This is a genomic window from Leptospira borgpetersenii serovar Javanica (genome assembly GCF_003046425.1).
Lineage (GTDB): Bacteria > Spirochaetota > Leptospiria > Leptospirales > Leptospiraceae > Leptospira > Leptospira borgpetersenii.
In genome coordinates, this window is record NZ_QAJG01000001.1 from 35820 (window position 1) to 62500 (window position 26681).

18 protein-coding genes (1 of these 18 only partly in view) are annotated in these 26681 nt (G+C 40.3%); 10 read left to right on the top strand and 8 right to left on the bottom strand.

The window, feature by feature from the left end; translation table 11 throughout:
- The first annotated feature begins 68 nt into the window (after nucleotides 1-68).
- The 6 genes from CLV95_RS00155 to CLV95_RS00180 all read left to right on the top strand — a co-directional run bounded on the left by CLV95_RS00155 (nucleotide 69) and on the right by CLV95_RS00180 (nucleotide 6607).
- The gene (locus CLV95_RS00155; protein WP_002731801.1) at nucleotides 69-2438 is read left to right on the top strand and encodes a SpoIIE family protein phosphatase; all 2370 of its coding nucleotides are present in this window, start codon (nucleotides 69-71) and stop codon (nucleotides 2436-2438) included.
- Nucleotides 2439-2692: 254 nt separating this feature from the next.
- Complete coding sequence (locus CLV95_RS00160; RefSeq protein WP_002722504.1) at nucleotides 2693-3037, top strand: LIC14007 family protein; 345 nt, start codon at nucleotides 2693-2695, stop codon at nucleotides 3035-3037.
- 116 nt (nucleotides 3038-3153) lie between these two features.
- Nucleotides 3154-3624 carry an FKBP-type peptidyl-prolyl cis-trans isomerase gene (locus CLV95_RS00165; RefSeq protein WP_002722543.1) on the top strand — a complete coding sequence of 157 codons (471 nt, stop codon included), beginning with the start codon at nucleotides 3154-3156 and terminating at the stop codon, nucleotides 3622-3624.
- A 5-nt stretch (nucleotides 3625-3629) separates the two neighbouring features.
- A complete protein-coding gene (locus CLV95_RS00170) occupies nucleotides 3630-5627 on the top strand; it encodes an ATP-dependent helicase (protein ID WP_002731925.1) in 1998 nt (665 codons plus the stop codon).
- Nucleotides 5628-5632: 5 nt separating this feature from the next.
- Nucleotides 5633-6388 (top strand): SprT family zinc-dependent metalloprotease, encoded by a 756-nt coding sequence (locus tag CLV95_RS00175; protein ID WP_002731824.1) that lies wholly within the window; start codon nucleotides 5633-5635, stop codon nucleotides 6386-6388.
- A gap of 30 nt (nucleotides 6389-6418) precedes the next feature.
- Entirely contained in the window at nucleotides 6419-6607 is a 189-nt protein-coding gene (locus CLV95_RS00180; RefSeq protein WP_002722529.1) for a hypothetical protein, read from the top strand.
- Between the two features lie 648 nt (nucleotides 6608-7255).
- Here CLV95_RS00180 and CLV95_RS00190 read toward each other — a convergent pair.
- The 8 genes from CLV95_RS00190 to CLV95_RS00225 all read right to left on the bottom strand — a co-directional run bounded on the left by CLV95_RS00190 (nucleotide 7256) and on the right by CLV95_RS00225 (nucleotide 20987).
- A complete protein-coding gene (locus CLV95_RS00190) occupies nucleotides 7256-8449 on the bottom strand; it encodes a hypothetical protein (RefSeq protein ID WP_002731873.1) in 1194 nt (397 codons plus the stop codon).
- 1 nt (nucleotide 8450) lies between these two features.
- Nucleotides 8451-9248 (bottom strand): AAA family ATPase, encoded by a 798-nt coding sequence (locus tag CLV95_RS00195; RefSeq protein ID WP_016749700.1) that lies wholly within the window; start codon nucleotides 9246-9248, stop codon nucleotides 8451-8453.
- A 58-nt stretch (nucleotides 9249-9306) separates the two neighbouring features.
- Complete coding sequence (gene pbpC / locus CLV95_RS00200; RefSeq protein WP_002722535.1) at nucleotides 9307-11388, bottom strand: penicillin-binding protein 1C; 2082 nt, start codon at nucleotides 11386-11388, stop codon at nucleotides 9307-9309.
- A 7-nt stretch (nucleotides 11389-11395) separates the two neighbouring features.
- Nucleotides 11396-17272: an alpha-2-macroglobulin family protein gene (locus CLV95_RS00205; RefSeq protein WP_002731732.1), complete on the bottom strand. Its 5877-nt coding sequence runs from the start codon at nucleotides 17270-17272 to the stop codon at nucleotides 11396-11398.
- 148 nt (nucleotides 17273-17420) lie between these two features.
- The gene (locus CLV95_RS00210; RefSeq protein WP_002722579.1) at nucleotides 17421-18755 is read right to left on the bottom strand and encodes a TldD/PmbA family protein; all 1335 of its coding nucleotides are present in this window, start codon (nucleotides 18753-18755) and stop codon (nucleotides 17421-17423) included.
- Nucleotides 18752-20137, bottom strand: a complete 1386-nt coding sequence (locus CLV95_RS00215; protein ID WP_002722556.1) for a TldD/PmbA family protein — start codon at nucleotides 20135-20137, stop codon at nucleotides 18752-18754. The genes CLV95_RS00210 and CLV95_RS00215 overlap by 4 nt, the downstream gene beginning before the upstream one ends.
- A 50-nt stretch (nucleotides 20138-20187) precedes the next feature.
- Entirely contained in the window at nucleotides 20188-20565 is a 378-nt protein-coding gene (locus CLV95_RS00220; RefSeq protein WP_002722589.1) for an LIC11742 family lipoprotein, read from the bottom strand.
- Nucleotides 20566-20597: 32 nt separating this feature from the next.
- On the bottom strand, nucleotides 20598-20987 hold the full coding sequence (locus CLV95_RS00225; RefSeq protein ID WP_002731877.1) for an HIT family protein: 390 nt from the start codon (nucleotides 20985-20987) through the stop codon (nucleotides 20598-20600).
- Between the two features lie 562 nt (nucleotides 20988-21549).
- Between CLV95_RS00225 and CLV95_RS00230 the strand changes: the two genes are divergently transcribed.
- From CLV95_RS00230 to CLV95_RS00245, 4 genes are all read left to right on the top strand, one after another.
- Nucleotides 21550-22284, top strand: coding sequence for a hypothetical protein (locus CLV95_RS00230; RefSeq protein WP_243406605.1), 735 nt, complete (start codon nucleotides 21550-21552; stop codon nucleotides 22282-22284).
- A gap of 222 nt (nucleotides 22285-22506) precedes the next feature.
- Nucleotides 22507-23610, top strand: coding sequence for a recombinase RecA (recA, locus tag CLV95_RS00235; protein ID WP_002727388.1), 1104 nt, complete (start codon nucleotides 22507-22509; stop codon nucleotides 23608-23610).
- Between the two features lie 125 nt (nucleotides 23611-23735).
- Nucleotides 23736-24752 carry an N-acetyl-gamma-glutamyl-phosphate reductase gene (gene argC, locus CLV95_RS00240; RefSeq protein ID WP_002727366.1) on the top strand — a complete coding sequence of 339 codons (1017 nt, stop codon included), beginning with the start codon at nucleotides 23736-23738 and terminating at the stop codon, nucleotides 24750-24752.
- Nucleotides 24753-24757: 5 nt separating this feature from the next.
- A protein-coding gene (locus CLV95_RS00245) for a long-chain fatty acid--CoA ligase (RefSeq protein WP_002731899.1) crosses the window boundary here: on the top strand, nucleotides 24758-26681 show its 5' portion. It continues 14 nt past the right edge of the window; the window shows 1924 of its 1938 coding nt (coding positions 1-1924); its start codon is at nucleotides 24758-24760; its stop codon lies beyond the right edge, outside the window.

Below are 26681 nucleotides of genomic sequence, written 5' to 3' on the forward strand. Positions count from 1 at the left end.
TTTTTCGTTTCACTTGAGTTCTCCTCTTAGGTGGTACAAAAACCGTACCTGAGTAGGAGGAGAATTCCTTGTTTTATAAGCTTATCTTTGTCCTTTCCGTCTCAACCTTTGTCGAATGTATTTCCGATCTGCAATCCGCAAATCACGAGAAAGATTTTCAAAATCTTTCCGGTTCCTGGGAAATATATACCGGGTCCGCTCAAAGCATACTTAAAAACGAATTCAATTTGGGTCTTTGGAAAACCGTTCCCGTTCCATCCAATCTAAAAAATTTCGTAAACTTTCCAGCAAATTCGATCGTACTTCGAAAACATTTCGAACTGAAGACTTCCATCGATTTTCCGCTTTCCATTTCCTTAGGAAAAATTTCGGATCATGTGCAAGTCCGATGGAACGGACAAAAACTTTCAGAAGAATTGTTTGAGGACTATCAAAATTCAACGCCTCAAGGTTACGATCGAACCAGAATCTATTCAATTTCTGAAAAAAAAATCCTACAAAAAAACGAAATACTCGTTTTCATTCGGCCTTACTTCGACTATGAATACGGGATTCTTTCCGGACCGATTGAAATCGGCCCTTCGGGAACAATCTGGAAAAGATTTTATCTTCGCGAAATCGGCGGACTTTTGATGTCCGGTTCCTTTTTGCTAATCGGCGGATTTTTTCTATTTCTTTCCTTGAGAGAAAAAAAAAGGGGAGAAAATTTTTACTTCGGACTGTTTTTGATTTTATTCGCCCTATTTCAGATTTTCCTTTCGGATTTAAAATACCTCACCGGATGGAAAATACTTTACTTAAAGAAAATCGAATATTCTTTTCTTACGTTCTTATTTCCCCTTTTTTGCAGATTTCTGAACTCTCTTTTTAAAAAGGTGCGTACCAAATTTCATATTCTTTTGGAAATCGTAACCTTGGCGATATTCATCTGGATCCTGTTTGCACCAACCGTCTCACATTTAGATACAATCAATCGATATGTTCTTCAAGTTTCTTGGATCGGGTTCGTCTACTTTAGTTTTAAAATTCTTATTCCTAACCTGAAAACAAATTTCGAATCCAGGATGATTCTTGCCGGAATTCTATTTTTATTGACCTGTGTAGGAATCGACGTATTTTCCCAAAGGGGAATGTTCGAAATCGCCCGTCTTTCCGGATTAGGAGTTTCTGGATTTTTATTTTTTTTAACTTTGATTCTCGCGAACAAATTCGTAAAAATGAAAGAAAAATTAAGATCTTGGAATCGGGTCTTGGAAACTGCAATTCGAAACAGAACCCAAGAGCTTTCTTTGAGTCTGGAGGAAATTCGAAGTCTTAAAGAACAACAAGATGGAGACTATTTTTTAATCACCCTTCTGTTTCAACCCTTTCTATCCAAAAGTCTTAAAACGGATTTCGCACGGATCGATGTCCATAGAAAACAGTTTAAGAGTTTTCAATTTAAGAATCGGTCTTACGAAATCGGAGGGGATATTGTGTTAAACGAGCAGGTCCTCATATCAGGTGTTCCGTATCAAGTCTTAATCAATGCGGACGCGATGGGAAAATCGCTTCAAGGCGCAAGTGGGGCGTTAATTTTCTGTTCCATCGTAAAAAGTTTTTTACAAACTCAAGACTATGAATTCAGAAATCCGGAGAATTGGCTTTTTCTTCTCCATTCCAATCTTCAGGCCGTTTTCGAATCTTTTGACGGAAGTATGCTCGTTTCTGGAATTCTTTCCTTATACCAAATTGAAACCGGAGATTTATTCTTTATCAATTGCGAACATCCTCCGATTGTTCTTTCTCGAAACGGGAAAACAAGCTATGTTTTAGAAACAGCTATCCTACGAAAGATCGGCTTTCCTGATTCGAATGAGAAGGTAAAAATCGAATACTACAAACTTTTGCCGGAGGACACCATTCTTTACGGTTCGGATGGAAGAGAAGATTTATATATGCAAGATCCATTGTGTTCTTCTCGAAAACTAAAATTTTCGGTTCCGGATCTATTTTTCGAGTTGGTCCAATATTCCATACCAGAACCCAAAGATCTGGAGATTAAAATTACCGAAAAAGGTATTCTTTCAGACGACTTGAGTTTTTTAAGAATTGAAACCGGTTTCGAAACTGGTTTCAACAAAAGTCTTTCCGAATACAAAACATTGGTCCAAGAAGGAAACGAATTCCTTCAAAAGGGAGAATTTCAAAAAGCTTGCTTTCAATACGCAAGGGCTTCGATCCAAAATCCCGGAGATTTGAAGTTATCAAGGCTCGTTTTACTTTTAGCAAAAAAGTCCGGGAATTTAAGAATTGTTCGTCTATTTTCCGAAAAAATTGCCTTAAGAGCCAATGGACTTGAAATTCAAACACCTAAAAATTCTCCCCGAACAGAGATCCATCTAAAAGTTGAAAGTATACAGAACTCAAAAATAGACTCAAATTTTAAAAAAAATTAAATATTAGTAAAATTATAAGAAAATTTTGTTGAATTTATTTCAAAATAAACCAAAAAGACATACTTAATCCATTCTTTAACGAAGATTCGGGCAGCTTTGCAGGAAAGAATAATTCCGGAAAATCAGTTATTCCGCTCTTCCGGATATCTCTTAATGCCAGCTCGTTTGCTGGGATAGAATCCAATCTTTTTCTGTAAAAGGAGAAAGTTTGGATTCCATCCCGGAATTTTTAGCTTTTAGAATAAAGAGAATGCATGAAAATATATTCGGGCGCAATTAGCTCCTCGAAGTCCAATCATCCGTTTCTATTTGTAACGAAAAACGGATCCAAAAGAAAAATTCCATTGTACGAACCTCAGAAAGTCTTAGAAACCGCTTTGGCTTATGATTTTGAAAAAAATGTTTTAATCATTTCTTATAACCTACTTTTAGATCACACTGGAGATTCAAATCTTGCAGAAAGCGGTTATCTTCCATTTTCCGCCAGGTTTTATGAAATCTTCATTCAAGATTCTTGGTTCTTTTTATCCAATCGAATCGAAACCTTTCTCAGAGAAAGAGAACAAACGAATCTAATTTTTACCACGATTTCAAAATAAAATTCTGATTGAGTTAAACCACCCTGAATTTACCCTGAAAAGTACCTCTAGATTCCGGTATTTTTCTCAAACCGATTCCTGCCAGAATTTTGATTTTATCTCATTGGGAGCTATTTATGAAAACCAGAGTGATTACTTTTCATTACATCCTTCATGATACAGAAGGCAATTTAATCGATTCCTCCGAAGGCAAAGCTCCGCTTTCTTATCTGGAAGGAGTCGGGCATATCATTTCGGGTCTGGAAGAAGAAATGAAAAAAATGGAAACCGGCGAAAAGAGAAAAATCAACGTCTCCGCAGAGAATGCTTACGGCATAAAAGATCCCGATCTCATTTTTGACGTCCCCAGATCCCAGTTTCCACCCAATGAAGATTTACAAATAGGAATGATGTTTCAAACCGACGAACCGGATAAGGTTTTTACGATTACCGAACTTCAAGAAGAATCGGTTATCGTAGATGGAAATCATCCTCTTGCAGGAGTAAATCTAATCTTTGACGTAGAATTGACTGGAATTCGTGAAGCTACGGAAGAAGAAATCTCACACGGGCACGTTCACGGAGAAGGTGGTCACCACCACCATTGAAAGTTGTGTCCTGGAAAGAAGAATTAAATGCCGCTCAATTGGAAGCAGTCCTTACCCAGGAGGGACCGGTGCTTGTTTTAGCAGGTGCCGGAACCGGTAAAACAAAAACCATCGTCAGTCGATTGGCGCAATTAGTTTCCTCGGGCGTTCCTACCTCATCCATTCTACTTTTGACATTTACTCGCAAAGCCGCCAGAGAAATGCTTCTTAGAGCGTCTTCTATCGGAGACAAAAGGTGTACCGAGGTTCAAGGTGGAACTTTTCATTCTTTTTGTAGTGGAGTCCTACGAAAATTTGCCCCGGTTCTAGGATTATCCTCCGGTTTTACGATTTTGGACGAATCGGACACCTTAGACGTGTTCCAATTTCTAAGAAACGAAAAAGATTTCGGCAAAACCAAATCCCGTTTTCCTTCCAATGAAACTTTAATTTCAATTTACGGTGAAATTCAAAACACTGGAAGAGTTCTCCAAACTGTATTAGAAAAAGATTATCCTTTGTTTTTACAAAGAACGAAAGACATCTCCCAAATTTTTGAAGATTATAAATCGTATAAAACAGAACGATCCCTTTTGGATTACGACGACCTACTCTATTTTACTAGAGATCTTCTTACCAATCACCCGGGGGTCAGAAACTCACTTTCCGAAAAATACAAATTTATCATGGTGGATGAATTTCAAGATACGAATAAGGTCCAAGCACATATCGCCTGTCTCCTAGCTTCGGAGCATTCCAATTTGATGGTGGTCGGAGACGACGCTCAATGTATCTACACATTTCGCGGGGCTTCCGTGCGCGGCATTTTAGATTTTCCTAAAATATTTTCGAATACAAAAACGATTTTTTTGGAAAAAAATTATAGAAGTACAACCGCGATCTTAAACCTCGCAAACGCAGTCCTTCAAAACTTTTCCGAAAAATACGATAAATACCTTTTTACGGATAACGAAAACGGATCGATTCCGAATGTTCTACAATTCGAAGACGAATTAGAGGAAGCCGAAGGAATCACCGAAATTCTTCTACAAAAAAAAGAAGATGGGATTCCCTTTAAAAAAATGTGTGTCCTTTTCCGCGCCGGATGGAACTCGAATCAGCTCGAACTTGTTCTCGCCAAACGGAATGTTCCATTCGTAAAATTCGGTGGAAGGAAGTTTATAGAAACAGCTCACATCAAAGATCTGCTTTCCTTTTTAAAGGTGCTCGTCAATCCCTTGGACTCGGTTTCTTGGATTCGAGTTTTAAAATTGATCCCCGGAATTGGAAATTCTAAAGCGAACGGTATTTTAGATAAGATCCGGAAATCTTCCGGTTCTTTCGAAGTTCTTTTAGGAGAAAACGAAACCGCAATCGATAAATATATTTCCCCCCTTTATCATCTCTATCAAAAACACAGAGAAACCTATTCGGAAGTAAAAAAGGTCACTTCGGATTTTATCGATTACTACCGAGTTCTTTTGGAAAAGAATTACGACGATTCCAAACGAAGATCTGAAGATTTAGACTCTGTTCTAGGATTTTCTTTGAAATACACCTCGCTCGGGGATTTTTTATCGGACCTTACGATGGATCACGCGTCCCTAAGTTTGGACAAAATCAAACCGGATGATGCCGAAACCGATCTTCTTAATTTATCCACCGTACATTCCGCAAAGGGATTGGAGTTCGATCTCGTTTTCATTTTAAATGCAACCGAAGGAGTTTTTCCCTCGAGCAAAAACACCGACACCGAAGAAGAAAGAAGACTTTTTTATGTGGCGATTACAAGAGCCAGAAAAGAGTTATATTTTACAAGACCTTCCTTGGCTCATTCCAGATCCGGGCCATATTATACAAAACTATCCCGTTTTTTGAGCGAGATTCAATCTCCAGAAAAAGTCTACGAATTAAAACTTATACCTGGAAAATCAGTGCCGCAAAATTTCTTTTCGACGAAAGCCTCTTCCTCTAAAACCGCAAACGACTCTTTTTCCAGAATACAAGACTACTTCGGGAATTAAAATTCATGTCTTCCCTTTCCGAAAAATCAGAAGAAGAATCGATAAAGTCGACTGCACTGAATTTACTGGAAAAAAGAACATTCGAATTTCGTAAACTTCCCAGAGGGAAACTTTTAGTAGGAAAAAAAATCGAAGCTAAATTTTTTCCCTACTCTAACCTAGGAAGTTCCATCCGTATTTCGTCCGGAAAACTTGAATTCAAAATTCATTCGTTTTATTTGAAGTCGGAGCCGGGAAACTTGGAAGCTGTGATCGACCTTCTTCTCTATAAGTTACTAAAACAACCGATTCCGGATGAATTGGAATCCATGATTCGAAAATTTTATGAAAGTCATACGACACAAAATTGTACGAGCAAAAATAAAAAAAGAATCGAACGTTCTCCTATTCGGAATCAAAAACTAAGATTGATCTTGGAAAACATAAACGAATCCTATTTGAAAATCGACCTTTCCGACCTCGAAATTTTTTGGGGGAAATCCAAGTCGACCACAAGACTCGGCCACTATGATCCGACACATAAAATGATCGTAATTAATCCGATTTTATCCCTTGAGTCCGTTCCGAATTTCGTTTTAGAATACATTGTGTTCCATGAGTTACTGCACGTTCACTTTCCGATCATCCGAAAAAAGGGAAGAAACGTTATCCACAGTAGGGAATTCAAAACATTCGAAAAAAAATTTTCGGATTATATACGGGCAAATGCGTGGCTAAAATCCGAATTTTACCGAACGATGTTTTTACATCGAATTCTCTGATTTTATTATATTCTAAAAAAGAGGTGAACAATGCATCCTAAAGTATTTGAAACTCTTTATATACGTAAGAACTACGTTTACGAAGAGTTAAAGGGCCACCTAAAAGAAATGCAAAGCCTGAATTATCATTCTCTCGGAGAATACGACCGTGGGGTTTACGACGGTTATGTTCAGGCGATCACGGAGATCCTAAAAAAAATAGAAAGAAAGTTCTCGTAGACTTTGAGTAGATTGTTTCGAATTTTAGTTTTAGAGATCGGAGCCAAATCTAAGAGCCGGTCTCAAAACCTGAAGAAAAATATCTCTTAACGATCCGGCAAGTTTTTAAAAAACGTGAGAGTTCCCACAGAAACCGTCGTATTGAAGGTTTTTCCCGTCGTTTAAGATTGTAATAGCTCCTACATTCCTAAGGTTTTGAGACGGGCTCTAAGGCTCTAAGTAAGGCCGGAGTTCCGACCCAAAATACGAAAATGAATCCGGGAAGCTCGTAATTGAAATAACAAAAGAAGTTCAAAACTTTCCAAACTCGACGGAACCGAAATCCCGGTATTCAAATAGAAACCTTTTTTCAAATGATGAAACCATACCAGAACCCCTCTCAAAATTATCTTTTGTAAGAACGGCATTGCCCCGACACTGTCATTAGTTTTTTGAATGTGAGAGTTCCTACAAACTACGTCGTATTGGCGGCTTTTTCCTGTCATTTAAGACTGTAATAGTTCCTACATTTTTGTTAAACTCAAGCCGCATCACTCCTAGGGTCGCTTCGACGAGATTTAGACGGGCTCTAAGACGATACTTTTGATTTTTGATCTTTATTTTTATAGATCTTCATAATAATAAGGAAACACCTCTATAAAATCGATTTTAGAATGAATTGAGAAGTTTTTTAATCCCTTTTTCTAATCCGTCTAAGGATAAAAAGTACATTGGTATCTGGCTCCTGATTTCTCGAATCGTAGGTGCATCCCAGTATTTGATCGGTTCGGGATTCAACCATATCGAATCCCGAAAATGTCTTCGAATTCGTTTTAAGGAATCCAAGCCGGATTCCGGATTTTCGGGAAGTCGAAAATCCATCCGGAATCGACTGTGATAAAAGCCATATGTGGGATCGAGCAATTCATAAGGAGCCATGTACGCGTCACCGATCAAAATCAACTTCGTGTCATCACTATGTTTTTTAAAAATTCTCTGTAGAGAAATCGGGGTCCTCATATTTGCCTTCGGATAAACCGCGTCGTAGATAATATTGTGAAAGTAATAATAATGAAATTCTTTGAAATGATTTATCTGATGACTTGCTGAAAAGAGCTTATTAACCCTCTCCGCATGCGAAGTCATACTTCCTCCCGTATCCATCAGCAAAAGAACCTTAAGTCCGTTCTTTCTAGAACGTTCGAACTCGATCTGAATGTCACCCGCGTTTCTACAAGTGGAATCGATCGTTTTCGGAAGATGGAACTCGGATATGCCCTCTTTTCTTAAGTTTCTGAGTTTTTTGAGAGCGGTTTTGATCTGACGTACATCGAGCTGTTCGTCTGTCCTATATTCTTTATAACGTCTTTCTAATGCTTGAAAAACCGCGGAACGATTTCCCGCCTCCCCACCCACCCTAACTCCTTCCGGATTTTTTCCTCCGTGTCCAAAAGGTGACGATCCTCCTGTTCCAACCCACTTGCTTCCTCCGTGGTGTTCTCCCCTTTGTTCTTCAAGGCGTTTTTTAAATTCTTCCAAAAGTTGATCCGGTGGAATCAGGGAAGGAGGAAGTTTATTCGGATTATCAAATATCTGACTCAACCAATTCAATAAATCTTGTTTCAGTTCGGGTTTGAGTGCACCCTTTTCCCCGAAAATTTCGGAAAAAACGAGATCGAAAGAATCGAAATACTTGATGTCCTTTACCATACAAGCTCTGGAAAAGCGATAGAGTTCGTTCAGATCAATCCATACTTTCTGATAAGTCGTGTAATGATCCACGACTTTCAAAAAATCCAAGAATTCTCCCGTCGTAACCGGTATCCCTTCCGCCTTAAGCCTATAAAAAAACGGGATAAACATTTTAATTTCTGAATAACCTCAGATCCTCCTCGTTTTTTATCAGTGCACCGAGAAACGGGATTCGAACCTCGTCTTTCAAGACCGCTCCCTGGTGTACTAAAATCTGAATCCAATCCAAAAGTTCGCTCGTCCCCGGTTTCTTTTTCAAATCGTCCATTCTACGGATGAGATAAAACATCTCGAGAGCTTTGATGAGCAATGTATGACCCACCCCTGGATAATGAGAAAGAATGATCTTTTTCATAAATTCTGGATCCGGAAATTCTATATAATGAAAAATACATCTCCTTAAAAAAGCCGCAGGTAGTTCCTTTTCGTTATTGGAAGTGATAATAGTCAAAGGACGATGTTTTGCTTGAATACGTTTCGAAATTTCGGGAATGAAAAATTCCATTCGATCCAACTCTAAAAGTAGATCATTCGGAAATTCAATATCGGCCTTATCTATTTCGTCGATGAGAACGATCGATTTTTTATCCACACTAAACGCTTCTCCAAGCGCACCAAGCCGAATGTAATTTTCTATATTTTTTACTTTTTCGGAGTCCTCTGAAAAACGGGAATCGTTCAATCGAGAAACCGCGTCATAAAAATACAAACCCTCTTTTGCCTGGGTGATGGATTTTATATGCCAGGTATATAGGGAAAGTTTTCTTTGATCCGCGAGATACTCGGCTAAAAGAGATTTCCCGGTTCCGGGTTCTCCCTTTAAAAGTAAAGGACGGGATGTTACTTCGGCGAGAAGAATTGCCTCTTCCAATGCAGGAGATAAAAGATACGTTTCAGTGGATAGTTTCATGGAGTCTGAAATTGATTCTAACGCGAAGGTGGTTCCCTGCAAGAGAAAAACCTTTTCTCTATCTGACTTCGAAAACTACGCTGTCAATGATCTTTCCATCCTTATCTTGTAAGGAAAGAATATGAAATCCGCGCTCGGGCTTCCAAAATATATCCTTTTGTTTGGCTTCCTGAATTCTTTTTCCATCCAAAACCCATCGAAATCCGGACATAAACGCGGACGCAGAAAAATAGAGTTTCTGCCTTCCTTCAGGGATATCGGGATCCAATGCGTAAATTGTTTCGTTTCCAGGAATCAAAATCTTAGGAATGGAAAACGATTCCACAAGCCGACTTACGTGCGAATCACGAAAGGCCTCGAAGAGCGTGTTACCCGGTTGGTTTTCTCTTTCCTGAAGTAGGCCGATCACCGCATTCCAAATCGGAGCCGCTCCCGTAACTCCACTCACGTCCCACATAGGGCTTCCGTCCAAGTTACCGACCCAAACACCGACCGTATAATTTTTCGAATACCCCACACACCAATTGTCTCTCATATCCTGGGAGGTTCCCGTTTTTACCGCCGTAAAAAACCGAGTACTAAGATGATTGTTGAGACCGAAGGAAAGAAAACGGTATTCCCGATTGGATAAAATTTCTCCTAACGTTTCAGCGGCTTGTTTCGTATAAATTCTATTCCAACGATTTCCTTCTCGGAAATTTTCCTCAAGTGTTTGTTTTGCTTCGTAAGGAAAAAAAGTAGGCTTAGACCCCATCCCTCCGTTCGCAAGAGTTCTATAAGCGTTAGTCAATTCAAAAAGTGTAACGTCCGCACTTCCAAGAGCCAGTGAAGATCCATAAAAATCCGCTCGTTTCAATCCGCTCAAACCAAGGTCCTTCAATCTCTGAACAAAACTAGAAACACTTACAAGATCTAAAACGTGGATCGCGGGAATGTTCAAGGAAGAAGCAAGTGCATATTTTGCCTGCACGTTTCCATGATACATGTCACTGTAATTCGAAGGTCTGTAAATTCCGGAAACCGCATTCCATTCGGCAGGAGTATCTTCCAAAATGGAATTCGGCTTTAACACTTCCTTCTCAAATGCAAGTCCGTATAAAAACGGCTTCAACGTGGAACCTGCTTGTCTTTTAGAAGGAATCGAGTCTACATAAAAAGAAGAGCTATCTGGAAGATTTCCGACGTAAACCAAAATCGCACCGGATAAGTTGTCTAAAACGAGAATTCCGGTTTCAGCTACGTTTTGTTTTTTCAACCCGTCCATAACATTTTTTGCAAGTTCGGTAACCTTCCATTGAAGATCGAAGTCCAAAGTCGTTTTTACTTTCCCGTCTCTGGAAAGAAATTCCGGATTCTCTCTAAAAATTTTTTGAGCCGCATGAAACGCGATTCCTCCAACAGCAGGCAAAGCACTCATCTTTGTGGTCATCCGATCAACCACACTTTCAAACAAATAGCAAAGTTCCTCTCTTTGAATTTTTTTCGCAAGAGCACAACTTCGTTTGACTAAAACGGAAGGACTTGCTCCCGGAAACGGAAGCATCGCAACAAGAAGAACCGACTCCGCATCACTCAATGCGGAAGGCTCCTTTTGAAAAAGCCCTCGGCTCGCTGCTCTGAGCCCCTTGTGCTCCCCACGAAACTGAATCAGATTGAGATAGCCGATGAGAATTTCGTTCTTGCTCCAGGTCTGTTCTATTTTTTGAGCGAACCTCATCTGTTCCCATTTATCGAAAATGTTCCTACGCCCCGGTTTGGTTCCGAGAAAAATTCCTGCGAGTTGCATGGAAAGTGTACTCGCACCTCTCTTTGAATTCCCTAAGATTCTATCCTTCATTGCACCTAAAATCGCAAGTAGATCCACTCCGGAATGTTCAAAGAACCGTTTGTCTTCCTGCACAAATAAGGCAAGCAATAAGGTTTCCGGAATCTCTCCCTCTTCCGTCCAAGCTAATTTTCTTTCCCGAACGTTAAACCGAATCGTTTGTAAAAATCTTCCGTGAAGATCCAAAATCGTCCCGTCAGAAGGATGATACGAATCCCGAATTTCCCTGTAAGAAGGGACCCCTTCGGAAAAAACTACATTCGAACAAAAGAATATACTAATGAACAAAAATACCAATATATTCTTATCATACATGAGGCATTTATTCCTTCGTCACGATTTGATCCGAGTTTGGAATTTCCGCAAACTGATCCGGAAGATACATCGCTTCGGCTCTAGTCGGAGGTAAGACGAACTTTCCGGCATGATTGATTCTATATACGTATTCGAGAATAACAGAGCCCGCAGGCAAATGCTCAAAATACGCGGTATAACCTTCCCATTTTTTTTCCACAAAAGTAGGAGATGACCATCCGTTATCATCCTTTGCAAGTTCGGAACTGCTTGAATCGTTCCCAAGTCCGGTACCTAAAATGTTAGCCCCCGCTGGAATTGGATCTTTAACGGCAATCCAAGATAAATCGGACTCGGTATAAATTTTCAGACGAACACGTACCAAATCTCCTTCTCGAAATGAAGACTTCTTCTTTCCGGACTCATCCAACATCTCCTTTTCCATTTTCATCCCGCTTTCCAATTTTTCCTTCAATGGTAAGGCGGCTTTTGTATGAATTACGACATACGGTCTTCCGCTTCCGTTCTGAACGAATTTTAGATTTTGTGCATATTTCGGCATTGGAATCAAAACCGTGGGGGGATCTTTTTTATTCTTCCACTCCAAAGTGTTTGAATTATTTTCCAAAGTAATTGTAGTGTTCCCTTCTACGAAATCCCTTTCAAACTGTTTCGAATATGTTTGAAACGCAAGAATTCCGAGAGCGTTTGCAGGTGTGATATCCCAGTGTCCCTTGGATTGCCTTGTGATCGCTCCGCGGACCAATCGAGGAAGATCCTCTTTCCAACTTGGGTCTTTCACTACGGAAAGAATCATCTTCATCACGGTCGAATCGTTGGAAGACAAAAGCCACCAAAGACTAGATTCATCTACGAAATTATAGGAGGTTCCTTGGATTCTGAATCTAGATTTCAAAACGGCATCTAACCGGGAAATCTGATCTTTATATATTCCGGATTTCGAATATATATTTCTCAAACTGATCAGAATATCAGTAGGAAGGATTTTCGGATCCGTCCGAACAGATCGAATTACATCGTCTCCGATCGGCTGAAAACGAGATATCGCATCTAAGACAATGATCTTTTTTAAAAGAAAATCGGTATTCGAGATGTAACCGTTTCTATAAATCAAACCCTTAGTATATCGATTCAGAGCCTCTAAAAGAGTTTCCCGAATCGAATCTGGAATTTTATAACTGGATTCGGAGGAAAGGATCAGCACATAACTCGTTAAGATTTCGCTTCCGTACCAAGACATCGGAAAGAATTTCAAGAGCCCATCCCCGTCCAGATAAACATTCAATTGATTCATAATCCGATCCCAATCATTCTGAGATCCGACCGAAACTGCTTTGGAAAGTTTTTGCTCCAGGCAAGAATACGGATAACGACTCATATATTCGGTAGAAGAAAGGATCGCTCCGCCGGTAAGAGAGGATTTTAAACTGATCTCAAGTTCTCCGCTTCCCAAAATCGCTTCCTGATTTTCCTGAATCGGAAGACTGAGTGTTCCGTCTTCCAAACGTCGAAAAGTGGATTGTAAAATCCGAATGGGAACCGATTCTCCTACCCTCTGACGAAAACGAAGCGTATCCGTAAAAGGTCCGTTCCCCGCTTCCTTGGTTTGGAATTCATAGACGATTTCGTCTTTTTTTGTAGGAATTGAAAGATTCCAATGAACGTTTGCGGATTCCCCCGGCTTTAATTGAATATTCTTAATTTCTAATTTAAGATCAGGCAAAGTTTTTGGACTGATTTCAAGTTCCAAGGTTCTTTCCGTCGTATTTTTAAGAGAAATGCCACTCAGTACATTGTCTTTTTCCCTAACAAAAGGAGCGACCGAAGGATAAATAAGAACATCCTTTGTGGTTTGAATCTGAGTCGAACCGGAACCGAACTTATCTTTCCCCGAGTGAACGATCGCAACTACCTTAAACGAAGTCAAAGAATCGTTCAAAGGAACTTCCACTTCTAAAAACCCATTCCCATCCGGTTTCAAATCCGGTTTCCAGTAAAGAAGAGTATCAAACAACTCTCTGGTTGTCGCTCCTCCACCTCCGCCTCCCGACGGTAAACTTTTTAATCCGAAATGTCTTCTACCGACTACCTGAAGTTGAGCGGTGGAAGTTTCCACCGAGTTTCCTCGCTGGTGCATCATGGCTCGAAGTAAATCCCAAGTATCATTGGATTTTAATTCCAAAAGACCCTGATCGACAGCAACTAATGTGATTCTTGAATCTTTTTTTACCTGTAGCGAAGGATGGTCGATCTGAACTTTTATTTTCGCTTTTTGTCTAGCCTGATAAACGGTCTTATCCGTTTCCACACGAACAGGAATCTCGAAAGGTTTCCAACCGACTCGAATTTGAGCTACTCCCAATCGAAAAGAAGGCTTTGCTAAATCGACAAACGCGGTTTCTTTCGGATGACCCACTCTTCCCCGAACCGCCAAAACGGAAACGAACACATTCGGAGCAAACGAACTCTCCACAGGAATTTCGACGACCGGTTCTTTACCGCTGAGAGTTTTGATATACGAATTGAGAATTCCCTCCCTTTCGACGGTGATGAGAGCGGTTGCTTCTCGAAACGGCATTCTCACTTGAAACCGAGCTTTCTCACCCGCTTGGTATTCCTTTTTCTCAGGGAGAAGATCCATACGATCGTGATCACTCGCCGCAAACCAAAAATCTTCCTTACTGCTGCTGATCCAAACGGAAGAATTCGCTTTTACATCTTCTCCGGAAATGGAAGCTTCGAAATAGACTTCCCCCGTCGCATTTACAGGACCATTACAAAATAAAATCCCTTTCGCATTCGTTTTACCAGAACAGAATTCCCCCACTTCGTTCACTTCGTATTTATGTTCGTAACTATAAAAACCGCCGACTAAACGCTTTCGATTGGAATAATATTTTTTCGTAAACGCGATTACATTTATTTTCTTTCCTTCTATCGGAGTTCCTTTTAAATCAAGAACCGCAACCTTAAACCGAACCGAGTCTTGAACCGCGACCCAACTCTCAGGAGCGATTCCGATATGATATTCGGAAGGATAAATCGGAAAAGATCTGAACGCGCTTTGAATCTCTCCATTCGGATCTTTGTATTCAAGTTCCGCTTCGAGCTTTTGAATCGTATCGGATTTTGGAATCGACTTTACTGTCGTTTCGAAAAAGCCTTTTTCGTCCAACGTAAGTTGCGTTTTTGTAAAACCGACTATCGAAGTCGGCTCCTCATTTTCTTCGGATTTACGGTTCACCAAACCGTTGCTAAATGAAAAATCAAAGTAATCGGGAAAGTACACCCCGCCTCCGGTCGTAACCCGAGTTCTCAATAGAACCGGAAGTTTACCGGCTCCTCCGCCTGAAAGATAACGAACGTTTCCGGAAAGTTCCAACTTAGAAGGACCAACACTTGGGCCGGAAACTTGAAAATCCGCTTTCATGAGTGGAATTCTAAATTCTTCCACCCTGAATTCTCCGATGGGAATCAAACCACTATTTTTATTTGCAAATTCGCTTAATAAAATCCGATAAATACCCAAATTGGCTTCTTTCGGTATTTTGAATTGAAAAGAACTTGTTCCCTCTTGGTTCCACTTTAAGGAAATGGAATATTCTTTATCACTACCGGAATGAATGATTTTCGCAAATGCCGGATATTCGTTTCGTGTCGGAACCTCGAAACCGAACTGTCTTTTAGTTCTTGAAATAAGTTTTATGGAAACGGTTTCTCCGGCACGAAACAAGGTTCTATCCAAAATCGGGTGAAATAAAACGTTGTCGTCTCCGGAATCTCCCGGAAGATTGAATCTCCAATTTTCGATTCCATTCTGCCAACGAGTATGAGTAAAAGTAAAATCGTCTTCGAAAGCCGCGGTTAAAAGCAGACCATTTTCGTACGATTTCCAAGAACAATGCGGAACTTTATTTCGGGAAGGAATTCCTTTCACGAGTAGAGTTCCTCCAGGTCCCGTTTTACCTACAAAAATTTTTTCGTTCTTACAATTGAAAATCTGAATGTCGGCGCCCGGTACCGGCTTCGCATCACTGAGCGTTGTCACCCAAACGAGAGAGGATTCCTTTCCCCACTTAAAATGAAGAGAAAGGTTGGTTACCAAAGCGGCCGTACGGACATAAAACGGTTGATTGATTCCTAATAAAGAATTTCCTAATACGTCCGATTTCATTTCGACCACGTGGAAACCCGGTTTTTTCAAGGGAATTCCCACGACTTCAAAACGACGAACTCCCTGTTTGCTCTGGAGTTTGATCTCGTTCGTGAAAGACGGATTCTGAAAAGAATCAAAAATAGAATGGCGGTGTTCTAAATTTTCAATCGTTTTGAGGAATCGAACGATTTCCGCAATCTGTCCCGACCCAAGAATCAATTCTTTTCCGGTAAATTGTTTTGGGGGCTCTTCCTTTCCGGTAGCCCAGTTGAAAATTTCTTTTCCCTTTTCTTTCAATTTATCGAATTGTTCTTTGACAACGTTTTCCGTGTCGGGACTCGTTTTCACCTGATAGATACGCACCGGATTCTCCGCTTCCAGATTTCGAATCGTAACGGGGAGAATCGCCTCTGGAAATCTTTCTAAAATTCCGAACTTGGAAGAGAATTTCAAAAGAGGAGGATAATCGTCCGTGGAAACCGTGAGAGGAAACGAGGATTGATTGGCAAGAGATCTCCCCGCGTCGTCTTTTATACCTGATGGAAGGATGATTTGGAATTTAGAATTCGGAGCAATAGGAACTGGAAAACTGACCCCATAGTCATAATTTCCGTTCTCGGAAGCGACCTTGGAAGGAATCTTTTTCCCATCACTCGTTTGAAGCTGAATTTTTCGAAGAATTTCTACGGATACGGGAGAATTAAAATTCAATCTCAAGGGCAAAGTGGGAATACAAGCAGCCCTTGCATTGACTCGATCGCAGTTGAATTCCGCTCGGAAAGGTTGTCTTACGGTATATTCAATTTTTCTTGTAGAACTTCTCGGGATTCCCGATTTTGATTTCAGCCCTTGTTCCAAAATGAGATAGGCTTTTTTTCCACTTGGAAACTTCTGATCTGGTTTGATAAGAATCGTTTTTTCGGTTTTTCCTTCCCTATAATTCGCTTTCAAAATTTCACTTTCGATCGAACCTTTGATTCTACTAAAACCGACTTTATCCTTGAGTCCCTCGACCACGAAATAAATATGATCGCTTGCGGAAGAAAAATCCGGCTCAGAATCCAAATCCAAAATAAAAACCTGATCCTCGTCGATAATCCCTCCTTCATAGGGAGAGGAAGAATCTATTTCGGGACCTCCCGTATGAAAGGAAAATCTTTCCCCTTCATCCAAAGAATTTCCTGCGACCGACTTCAACTTCTTCGTTTCAAAAGTACATTCCACTCCGCCGGGTAGAAGTTCGGTAAATTCAAAAACCCAATTTTTATCATCCACCCAACGTTGTACACCCTGTAAAGGACATCGAATCTCAAATGGGTACAAAGAAAATTTTGGATTTCCCAAAGGAATCATCGATTCGGAAAAACGAGCTCTTACTTGGGAAGGTTTTTTGACTTCTCCAACCGGACTAAATTCGATCTTTACTTGAGCGTTTAAACTGGTGAACCCAAAAAAGAGAGACACAATTCCCCAAAAAAATACAAAGGTATTCGTCTTTAAGGATTGTTGAATCTGACACAAATCCCGACCGACTATAGGAGATAAAATTTCCCATAAGAAAGAACATAGAGAACTCAAAAGATTTTGTACCAAGTTTCGGAAATGAAACCGTTTTCGTTTTTTAACCTTAAAACGTTCGAAATTGAATCTCTGGGTTTGGATCGTCCTAGAATGGAAATTTAAAAAATAGACTTCAATTAAAAACCGAATCACAACCCCAATATGCAAAGAGTTTTTTCCACGAGCGCTCCCGGTCCGTAAAAAAAGAAATCGGGTTTGTAAAAGATGGGTCCAAAAGTTCAAAAGGTTTCTCCCGAAATAGAAAAGTTTGTTTCAAACAAAAAACCCTAATTCAAAAAGAGAAGCAAGCGAAAACTCAACCTGCAATGCTTGCTTCCCTAATGAGAATATCCGGAACCTTGATGGAAGAATAGGAATCATTGTATTCGTTCGAGATTCCCTCGATTCTAAAAAGAAGATCAAAAAAATTCAGATTCATCGTTATGCTATCCACTGGATGAACGGGGATTCCATTTTTATAATAGATCCCTTGTACACCGATCGAGATTTCTCCGGAAACCGCGCTACATCCCGAACCTCCTTCGAGCTTTAAAACGTAAATACATTCCGGAAAGCCACTCAATAATTCTTCGAGAGTTTTATCTCCCTTAGGTACAACGTAATTGTTAAACGAGGTGCCAACCCTACCTCCATATGAGCGAACCGCATTTCCGGTAGGAACAACTCCCTCCTTTTTAGCGGATTCCAGATTATAGAGATAAGTTTGCAAAATTCCATTCTCGATTACCGCTTTTTTACTCGTTAAAACCCCCTCCGCATCCAGAAGTCTCGAACCTGGATAATCCGAAATATGCGGATCACAAAACACGTTCCAATTTTGTGATGCGATTTGTGAACCGATTTTGCCTTCCAGTCTAGACAAACCTTTTTGTACACTATCAGCCGAGAACGGAGAAGAAAACATTCCAAAAATTTGAGGAGTGATTCGATTAGAAAGAACGATATTGTACAAACCACTTTTTACGGGTTTTGCTCCCAAAAGAGCCAAAGAACGTTCCGCCGCAGTGGACACGATCGACTTAGGATCAATACGATCTAAATCCAAACCGGAACGTGTATATCCCCCCATTTTTTTGGTCTTTCCGTCGGTCGCGACTAACGCGACTCCCGCCGAAATCAGGTTCGATTTTTCGCTATGATAAAGTCCATTCGAATTTGCTAATATGAATCGGCTCCAAGTTTTACCCGCATAAGAATATGGAACATTCTCGACTTTACCTCCGACCGACCAAGCAAGATCATCCAACTTCTCACCCGTGGATTTCAACCACTCAAAACCGAGAGATTCCAAAGATTCCTCGTAAGAACGAATATTGATTTTGGGAAGTTCGCATGGTCCCGGAAGATCGATATCAAGCGGATCCGAAATTTTAGATTGTGCAAGCGCGTCCTCCACCATCTGAGACAATGCTTCTTCGGATAATTTTTCACTGTACGAATAACCCGGTTTTCTGGACTGGATAAGACGGATTCCAATCCCTCTGGAATTGGAAAGTTCGGTATTACTCACTCTTTTTCGAAAGAGTTCGATTCCCACCTCTTTGGACTCGGAACCAACGAGATCGTATTGATCCAATCTTTTCTTTTTACAAATATCTAATACGTATTCAACGGAACTATCCAAATTCATGAACGACCTCCCACGAGAATCTCGTCCACTTTCAAGGAAGGTTGGCCCACTGTGACCGGAACCGAGCCAGAAGCCGCACCGCACATTCCGGCCGCGAGTTCCAAATCATTGCCTACCATACTGATCTTAGGAAGAATTTCGTCTCCTTTGCCGATGAGCGTCGCGCCTCTGACCGGCTCCGCAATCTTACCATTTCGGATAACGTATCCTTCTTCTACGGAAAAATTAAATTCTCCCGTAGACGGATTGACCGAACCGCCTCCCATCTTTTTAGCAAAAAGTCCGTATTCGATTCCGGACAACATGGAATCAAAGGAGTCTTTTCCCGCAGCGATGTATGTGTTTCTCATTCTAGAAACGGGAGCGTACATATAACTTTCTCTTCGAGCGCTTCCGGTTTTTGGAACTCCTACTTCTTCCGCTCCGATTCGATCGGCGAGATAACTTTTTAAAATTCCATTCTCTATCAAAACTGTTTTCTGAGGAACCGATCCTTCGTCATCCACAGAGATACTTCCCCAAGAATCCGGAATCGTTCCGTCATCGATAGCGGTCAAACAGGACTGAGCGATTCTTTTCCCGAGTTTATCCATAAAAGGAGAAGATTTTTTACGGATCGCCTCTGTTTCCAACGGATGTCCGCAGGCCTCGTGAAAAATGACTCCGCCGAAACCGTTCCCCATCACAACAGGCATTTTCTTTCCTTGAATATATCCAGCAGACAACATCAAAAGAGCTCTTTCAGCCGCAGTTTTGGAAAGTTGATCTACGGGAAGTTCGTTGAAAAATTCAAAACCCTTTCTAGCTCCTGGATTTTCGGAAGCAACGAATCGTTCTCCTTCTTTTTCCGCGGCGACGTTGATGTTAAAGCGACTTCTTACCCTCAAATCTTCAAGAAACAATCCTTCCGAATTGTAAATTCCGATTCTAGAAACGGAATCAAATGCGGAAACGCTGACTTGAACTATGTTTGAAGAGATGCTCCGGGCGTTTTGGTCCGCACGAAATAAAATTTCTAATTTTTCATGGGGAGAAACTTTGCGAGGATCTCTTACGTTTGCCGAAAACGAAGGGGATTTCAAATTGCCTTTTAGTACGAGCGTTTGTCCTTTTTCTTTCGCGGTTCCTCTGGAATCCGCTAAAAGATTTATGAGAGAAATCAAATGTTCCGAGTCTTCGTTGTTGGTATGTGCGTAGAGAACATCGGTTCCGTAAATAAGTCGGATTCCGATTCCGTAATCGATTCCCGCAAAACTTTGTTCTATTTTTTGATCTCTTAAACTTACGGAAGAAGATCTTGTCTCTTCCTCAAATATTTCTACGAAATCCGCTTTCCTGGAAAGTCCAGCTTCCAAGATGAGTTGGGCTTTGTTTGTCTGCATTCTATCCTTTTAGACTCCTAAAAAATTCAGAGTCCGTAATTCTTCTTTGATCAAGGTTTTTTGATTTTTTCTCTGTATTTGATCGCATGTGCGGTTGCTTTCCACTTGATTCGATTCCAGACGACCAGCAAAATACTCGTTTCTTCCACTTCAAAACGATAATTGATGATTTCGTCCCCTCCGAGCGCCTTGGATTTATCCAACAATTCTCTATAACCGGTTTCACCCGTCACCCAGAGCATGAGCCAGGAAGTATAAATTCCTTCGGTTTCCACGGTTCCTAAAATTTGAAAATCGTCCGAGTTTAAAACGTATTGAGTGAAATTGGTACTTAGCCCTGGAATACGTACATCTCTATAAACACAACCACCCAACAAAAAGGAAACGGAAAACAAAAATAGAATACCTTTAAATTTCAAAACGTCCATATACTTCCCTCAACACCTTAAAACGAATCCCATTATAAATTTCGAATATAACTTTGTTCCGACAATTTTCCTTGCAATGCTAGCCGAATATAATCAATCCCTTTTAAATCGTCAGAATACCTTGGGATCAAATGAAAGTGCATATGAGGAACCACCTCTGAAACCATCACAGTATAAACCTTAATCGGAACATGGTTTTTATAGATCCATTTTGTCGCAAATTCTAAGGCTTTTCCGAAATCGGAAAAAGAATCCTTAGTCCAATCCTGATACGAAGTCCAATGAGAACGGGGTTCTATATAAAGATAACCTTTGAGTTTTTTTTCTTCCTCACATTGGCGTACCGAAAATTCTCCGAATCTCATAAGAACTTCCGAGAGATCACCGGACTGATGAAATTTACAAAGTGGGCATTCGGACATTCCATAATAATTTCCAAGATTCTCCTCTTGTATAGGAGAAAATGATCGTTAGAAATATTTTAAAAGACACTTCTATAAAATGAATTTTTCATCGGACATCGCTTCGAAAACGGTGATTTCATCTAGAAATTTGATTTTAGAATCGCATCTTTGGATTTTATAAAGGTACCCTTAAGTTGTATAGACGTAAAAGAAATCAGAACGATTGAGACAAACGCCTCTCTATATCGGCCCCTTAGAAACAAGAACTATATATATCCATAGATGCAACAAATTCTTCTTTTCGCTCTTCCGACAAAACCAACCGACTGAAAATTACTTGAAATGAAACCTTAAATCTCAGAAAAATAAATTTGTACAAATCGATTTTACTGCGATCATTGATTCATCTTCATTTCCGTTCTTTAAGTTTTAGGAGAAACATTGAATTCTCATGTTTTAGACAAGAATTGAACTTATCGTAACATCATTCAGAGGCTCCTATGAAACATTTTTTTTTGTATCTACTTTCTTCCTGTTATTTTGGAACCAATCAATAGCGTCGGAAGCGTTTCCTATTGAGATGATAACGTTGTTAGGAGGAGATCCGACAGCCGTGGAAAAATCTTGGCTCGTCGAGTGGATTCCCATTTGGAAAAAAGAGGAAGAATCCAGACTAGAAACATATTTAAAAAAAATTCTTTCTATCCAATTGAAAAACCCTTCTTTCCCTCCCAAAGAAAAGCTTAAAACCGAACTCAAAAAAATCCCGAATTTAGGCGGAATACGAATTAGAAATCAAAAGTCCACTCTGTTTTATCAGGTTTCTTATGGAGCAGAATTTCCGAATCTTTCCCAGATTCGTAGTTTTACGATAAAAGGCTACTACGTCGATTTTTATCTCGGAAGGCAAACCGGAATTGTACCTGTGGAATTCCTAAAAACCGGTTTAACATGTGCATTTTATTATTTCTCGGAAAATGAAACCCTTCTCTACTCTCAAGAATCTTCTGAATGGAAAATTAAAACTGAAAAATCCTTAGGAGAATTGAACTCCTTTTTCAAAATTCGAAATACAAATTGTCAGGGTTGTGAAAAAATTCGATTGGTTGACGGCACGTTATTTTTCTTTCCCTCCCAGTCGGGAATTTCCTTTTGGTTTCGCTTGGGAATCAATTTTTTTCTTTTTGTCTGTGCCTTTATTCTTACTATTTTTTTCTTTCGAAATTTTTGGATTCGCAATAGGGAAACACTCCGAAAAGCAATCCAAACTAAAAAGAACTTGGATCAAGAAAAAAAATCGATTCTTTCTCAATAATACTCAAATTTTTGCTATACAAATAATTACATATATTTTACATTCGTTTTCAGAAAACCGGGTGACATAAACCCGAGCTTGTGAAAAAAATCGAAACAGGCTCGTTTTTTTGAGCCCAAAGTACATCTTTTTGTCCGGATCAGAAGCCATACTTAAAAAAGATAACCGTTATTTTGACGGTCTGTTTCCTCTCAGAACTGTATAAGGAGAGGAGGCAAAAACATGGGAGAAGGTATTATGAAGAAAAGTAAAGAAGAAGCTCAAAATGTAGATGATTCTAAAAAGTTAGCGATCGAACAAGCGATGAACCAAATTGAAAAACAATTTGGAAAAGGTTCGATTATGAAATTGGGTTCGGATACTTCCAAACAAACCGTTCAGGTGATTCCTTCCGGTTCTTTAGATTTGGACATTGCACTTGGAATCGGAGGTTATCCGATTGGAAGAATTGTGGAAATCTACGGACCCGAATCTTCCGGAAAAACGACCCTTACTCTTTCAGCAATCGCAGAAGCTCAAAAGAGGGGCGGGGTTGCAGCATTCATCGATGCGGAACATGCGTTGGATCCCTCCTACGCAAAAAAACTCGGAGTCAATATTGATGAACTTTTAGTTTCTCAACCGGACAATGGAGAAGAAGCCCTGGAAATCTGCGAATCCTTAGTGCGAAGTAATGCAATTGATTTGATTGTAATCGACTCCGTAGCGGCGCTTGTTCCGAAAGCTGAAATTGAAGGGGATATGGGAGATTCACACATGGGTTTACAAGCGAGACTCATGTCCCAGGCTCTTAGAAAACTCACAGGAACGATTGCGAAATCTAAAACCGTGGTTATATTTATCAATCAAATTCGAATGAAAATCGGAGTCATGTTCGGCTCTCCGGAAACGACCACAGGCGGAAACGCTCTGAAATTTTACTGTTCGGTTCGTTTGGACATTCGAAAAATCGAAACGATCAAAGAAAAAGAAGAATCGGTTGGGAACAGAGTCCGGGTCAAAGTAGTCAAAAATAAATGTGCCCCTCCATTTAAACAGGCAGAGTTTGATATAATCTTCAATGCAGGCATCAGTAGAGAAAGTTCTCTGGTTGACCTTGGTGTAAAGCATGATATCATTCACAAAGCTGGGGCATGGTATTCCTATAATACGGAAAAAATCGGACAGGGAAAAGAAGCCGCCAAGGAGTACCTGAAAAACAATCCCGAAATTGCTTTAACCATTGAAAATATGATCAGAGATTTAAATAGCCTGCCCTTGCAGGCTCAGGAAAACAAAAAGCCACGCAAAGAGAAAGAGGAAAAATTAGAACAGGCCGTTGGCTAAAATAAATGGCTTTCTTTTTAGGAACCCTTGACCGCCGAATGAGAAATCGTTCGGCGTTTTTTTTAATTACAGTATTTTCCAAAAATTAAAATCTTTCTATAAGAGGGTAAAAAACAACAAAGATCATGGCAGAGATTAGCATTTTAGGAGCAGGCGGTTTGACCGGAAAGGAACTACTTTTGCTTCTTTCCCGCCAAAAGGAACACGAAGTCGTTCATATCACGAGTGATAAGCTTGCGGGTAAAACACTTGCCGAAGTTTTTCCCGAAATTCCTTTTCCAAAAAATCTTACCTTCCACAACCATGAAGCCGCAATCCCGTCCCAATCCTTAGTCGTCCTAGCTGTGCCCAATAGTGTATCAATCGAGTCAGCTCCTAAATTTTTGGACTCCGGTCACAAAGTAATCGACCTTTCCGGAGTTTATAGACTTCACAATCAAGAAATATTTGAAAAAGCTTATCAATTAAAACACACCCAATTCTCCTATGTGGATAAAGCCGTTTTCGGGATTCCTGAGATTTTTAGGGACAAATTGAAAAATGCAGATTTCGTTTCCAACCCGGGTTGCTTTTCCACTTCCGTAATTCTTCCGGTATTTTTATTAAACGAACTTAGAAAAAATCTAAGACCTCGGATTATAGCCGATTCCAAATCGGGTGTTTCCGGCGCGGGTGGAAGAACCGAAGACGCAGGTTACTCCTATACAGGAGTCTACGAAAACTTTCGAGCTTATAAGATTCTTTCCCATCAACACGAACCGGAAATTAAAGAGTACATTTACGCGAATTCGGGACTTCCCGAACCGGAAGTCATTTTCACTCCCCATATATTACCGGTTTATAGAGGAATTCTTTCGACGATTGTATTAGAACTTGATACCGAATCTTTCTCTGACCCGATTTCCATTCTACAAAACTCTTGTAAAAACGAACCTTTCCTTAGAATCTTAAAAACTCCGGAAGAGATCGAACTGAAAAGAGTTCAACATACGAACTTTTTGGATATTTCGGTAAGAAAAAGAGGGAATACGTTAGTCATCGTTTCCGCTTTGGACAATCTCATAAAAGGCGCCGCCGGACAAGCACTGCAGAACATCAATCTCATGACCGGAACGAAGGAGGTTTTGGGATTACTCCCCTGACTTTTATGGAAAAAGTAAGTCTTTACCATCTACTCAGAGACGTAGCTTCCGTTTATGCGGATCGTCCCCTATATTGGGTTCGGCAAGAAGACGGCGATTTTCGTGGAATTTCTTATCAGGATTGGTATGAGAATCTCAAGAACCTTTCTGTATTCCTGATCGATCTTGGAATGCAAAAAGGAAACACGGCGGGACTCATTTGTGATAATAGATACGAATGGTCTCTTTGTTCTCTCTCCTTGGTCACGATCGGATGTGTGGATGTTCCTCGCGGTTGCGACGCCACGTTAGACGATCTGAAATATATTTTGGAACATTCCGAAGCCAAACTACTCTTTTTAGAGAATGAGAAAGTCCTAAAAAAGCTGCTGGAAGATAAATCGAGCCTCGCAAATGTAAAAATGATTCTTCTCATAGATCCTCCCACAAAATGGAAGGATGTGGAAAATGCCCGCACTACACTTCCCGGTGTAAAGTTCTTCTTTTTAGAAGATGCACTTTTAGAAGGGGAAAAATCCCGACTTAAAAAAGGAGACAAAGTATACACCCAAAGAGGTGAGATTCTAATCGGTAAAGATCTAGCAACCATCATATATACTTCCGGAACGACAGGTACGCCGAAAGGTGTGATGTTGAACCATAGAAGTTTTACCTGGGGAATTCATCAACTTCAAGAATTCGTTCCGTGTTCTTGCAACGATAGAACCATTATTTTCCTTCCACCATGGCATATTGCCGAAAGACTTTTGGAAACGGCCCTTATAGCCTGGGGAGCCTCTATGGCATGTTCTTCCATTCCCACAATTCCTGCAGATATGCAAAGGGTAAAGCCCACCGTACTCGTTTCAGTTCCGAGACTTTGGGAAGGACTTTATAAAAGAATCCACGACACAGTTCGAAAAGCGCCCCCACTCAGACAAAAGTTATTTCACATTGCAGTGAGAATGGCGGAAATCACAACGAGCCTTCAGGATACGATTCGAGATTCCTATACAACCATCGAAATCGAAAATCCAAGGCAAAAGACGATTGATCGTTTTGTAGCAAGCGCATTCCTTCTTTTTCTTTATCCGATTAAAATTCTTTCCTACAAAATTTTACAAAGGGTGAGAGATTTATTCGGAGGAAGAATTCGTTTCGCATTATGTGGTGCGGGAGCTATGCCCCCACATATTCAATTTTTCTTTCGAAGCGCAGGAATCCCAATCATCGAAACTTACGGAATGACGGAAACGACAGGAATCGGAGCAATCGGCGAATTTCCTCTTCCAAAAAACGGCGCCATCGGCGCTCCATTACCCGGAACTGCAATCAAACTTGTAGGAGAAGACGGTAAAATCGCAACGGCCCCCGGTGAAAAAGGGATCGCTTGGCATAAGGGGCCGCACGTAACCGTTGGTTATTATAAGGAACCCGAAAAAACCGCCAAAACTTTACAAGACGGATGGCTCGATTCCGGAGACATTCTTACTTGGACTCATACCGGAGAATTAAAATTCGCCGGAAGAGCGAAAGACACGATCGTTCTTTCCGGAGGGGAAAATTTAGAGCCTGCCCCGATCGAAGCAAAACTCACAGAATCGGAATTCATCAACCAAGTGATCGTCGTGGGACAGGATAAAAAGAATCTCGGAGTTTTGATCGTTCCCTTCTTCGATCGTGTCTACGAGGAATTTCAATCGCAAGGAAAAAAACTTCCAAAAGATCCGACCGAATGGAACTCTTCCAAAGAAGTAAGTTCATTTTTTAAAAACATCGTAAAGGATAAAATCTCCACAAAAGCCGGATTTAAATCTTTCGAAAAAATCGCCCATATTCACATTCTTCCCAAAGAATTTGAAAAAGGAAAAGAAATGACCGAAACAATGAAACTCAAACGTAACGTCATTTTTACCTTATATCACGACGTGATTCAATCTTTGTACGAAA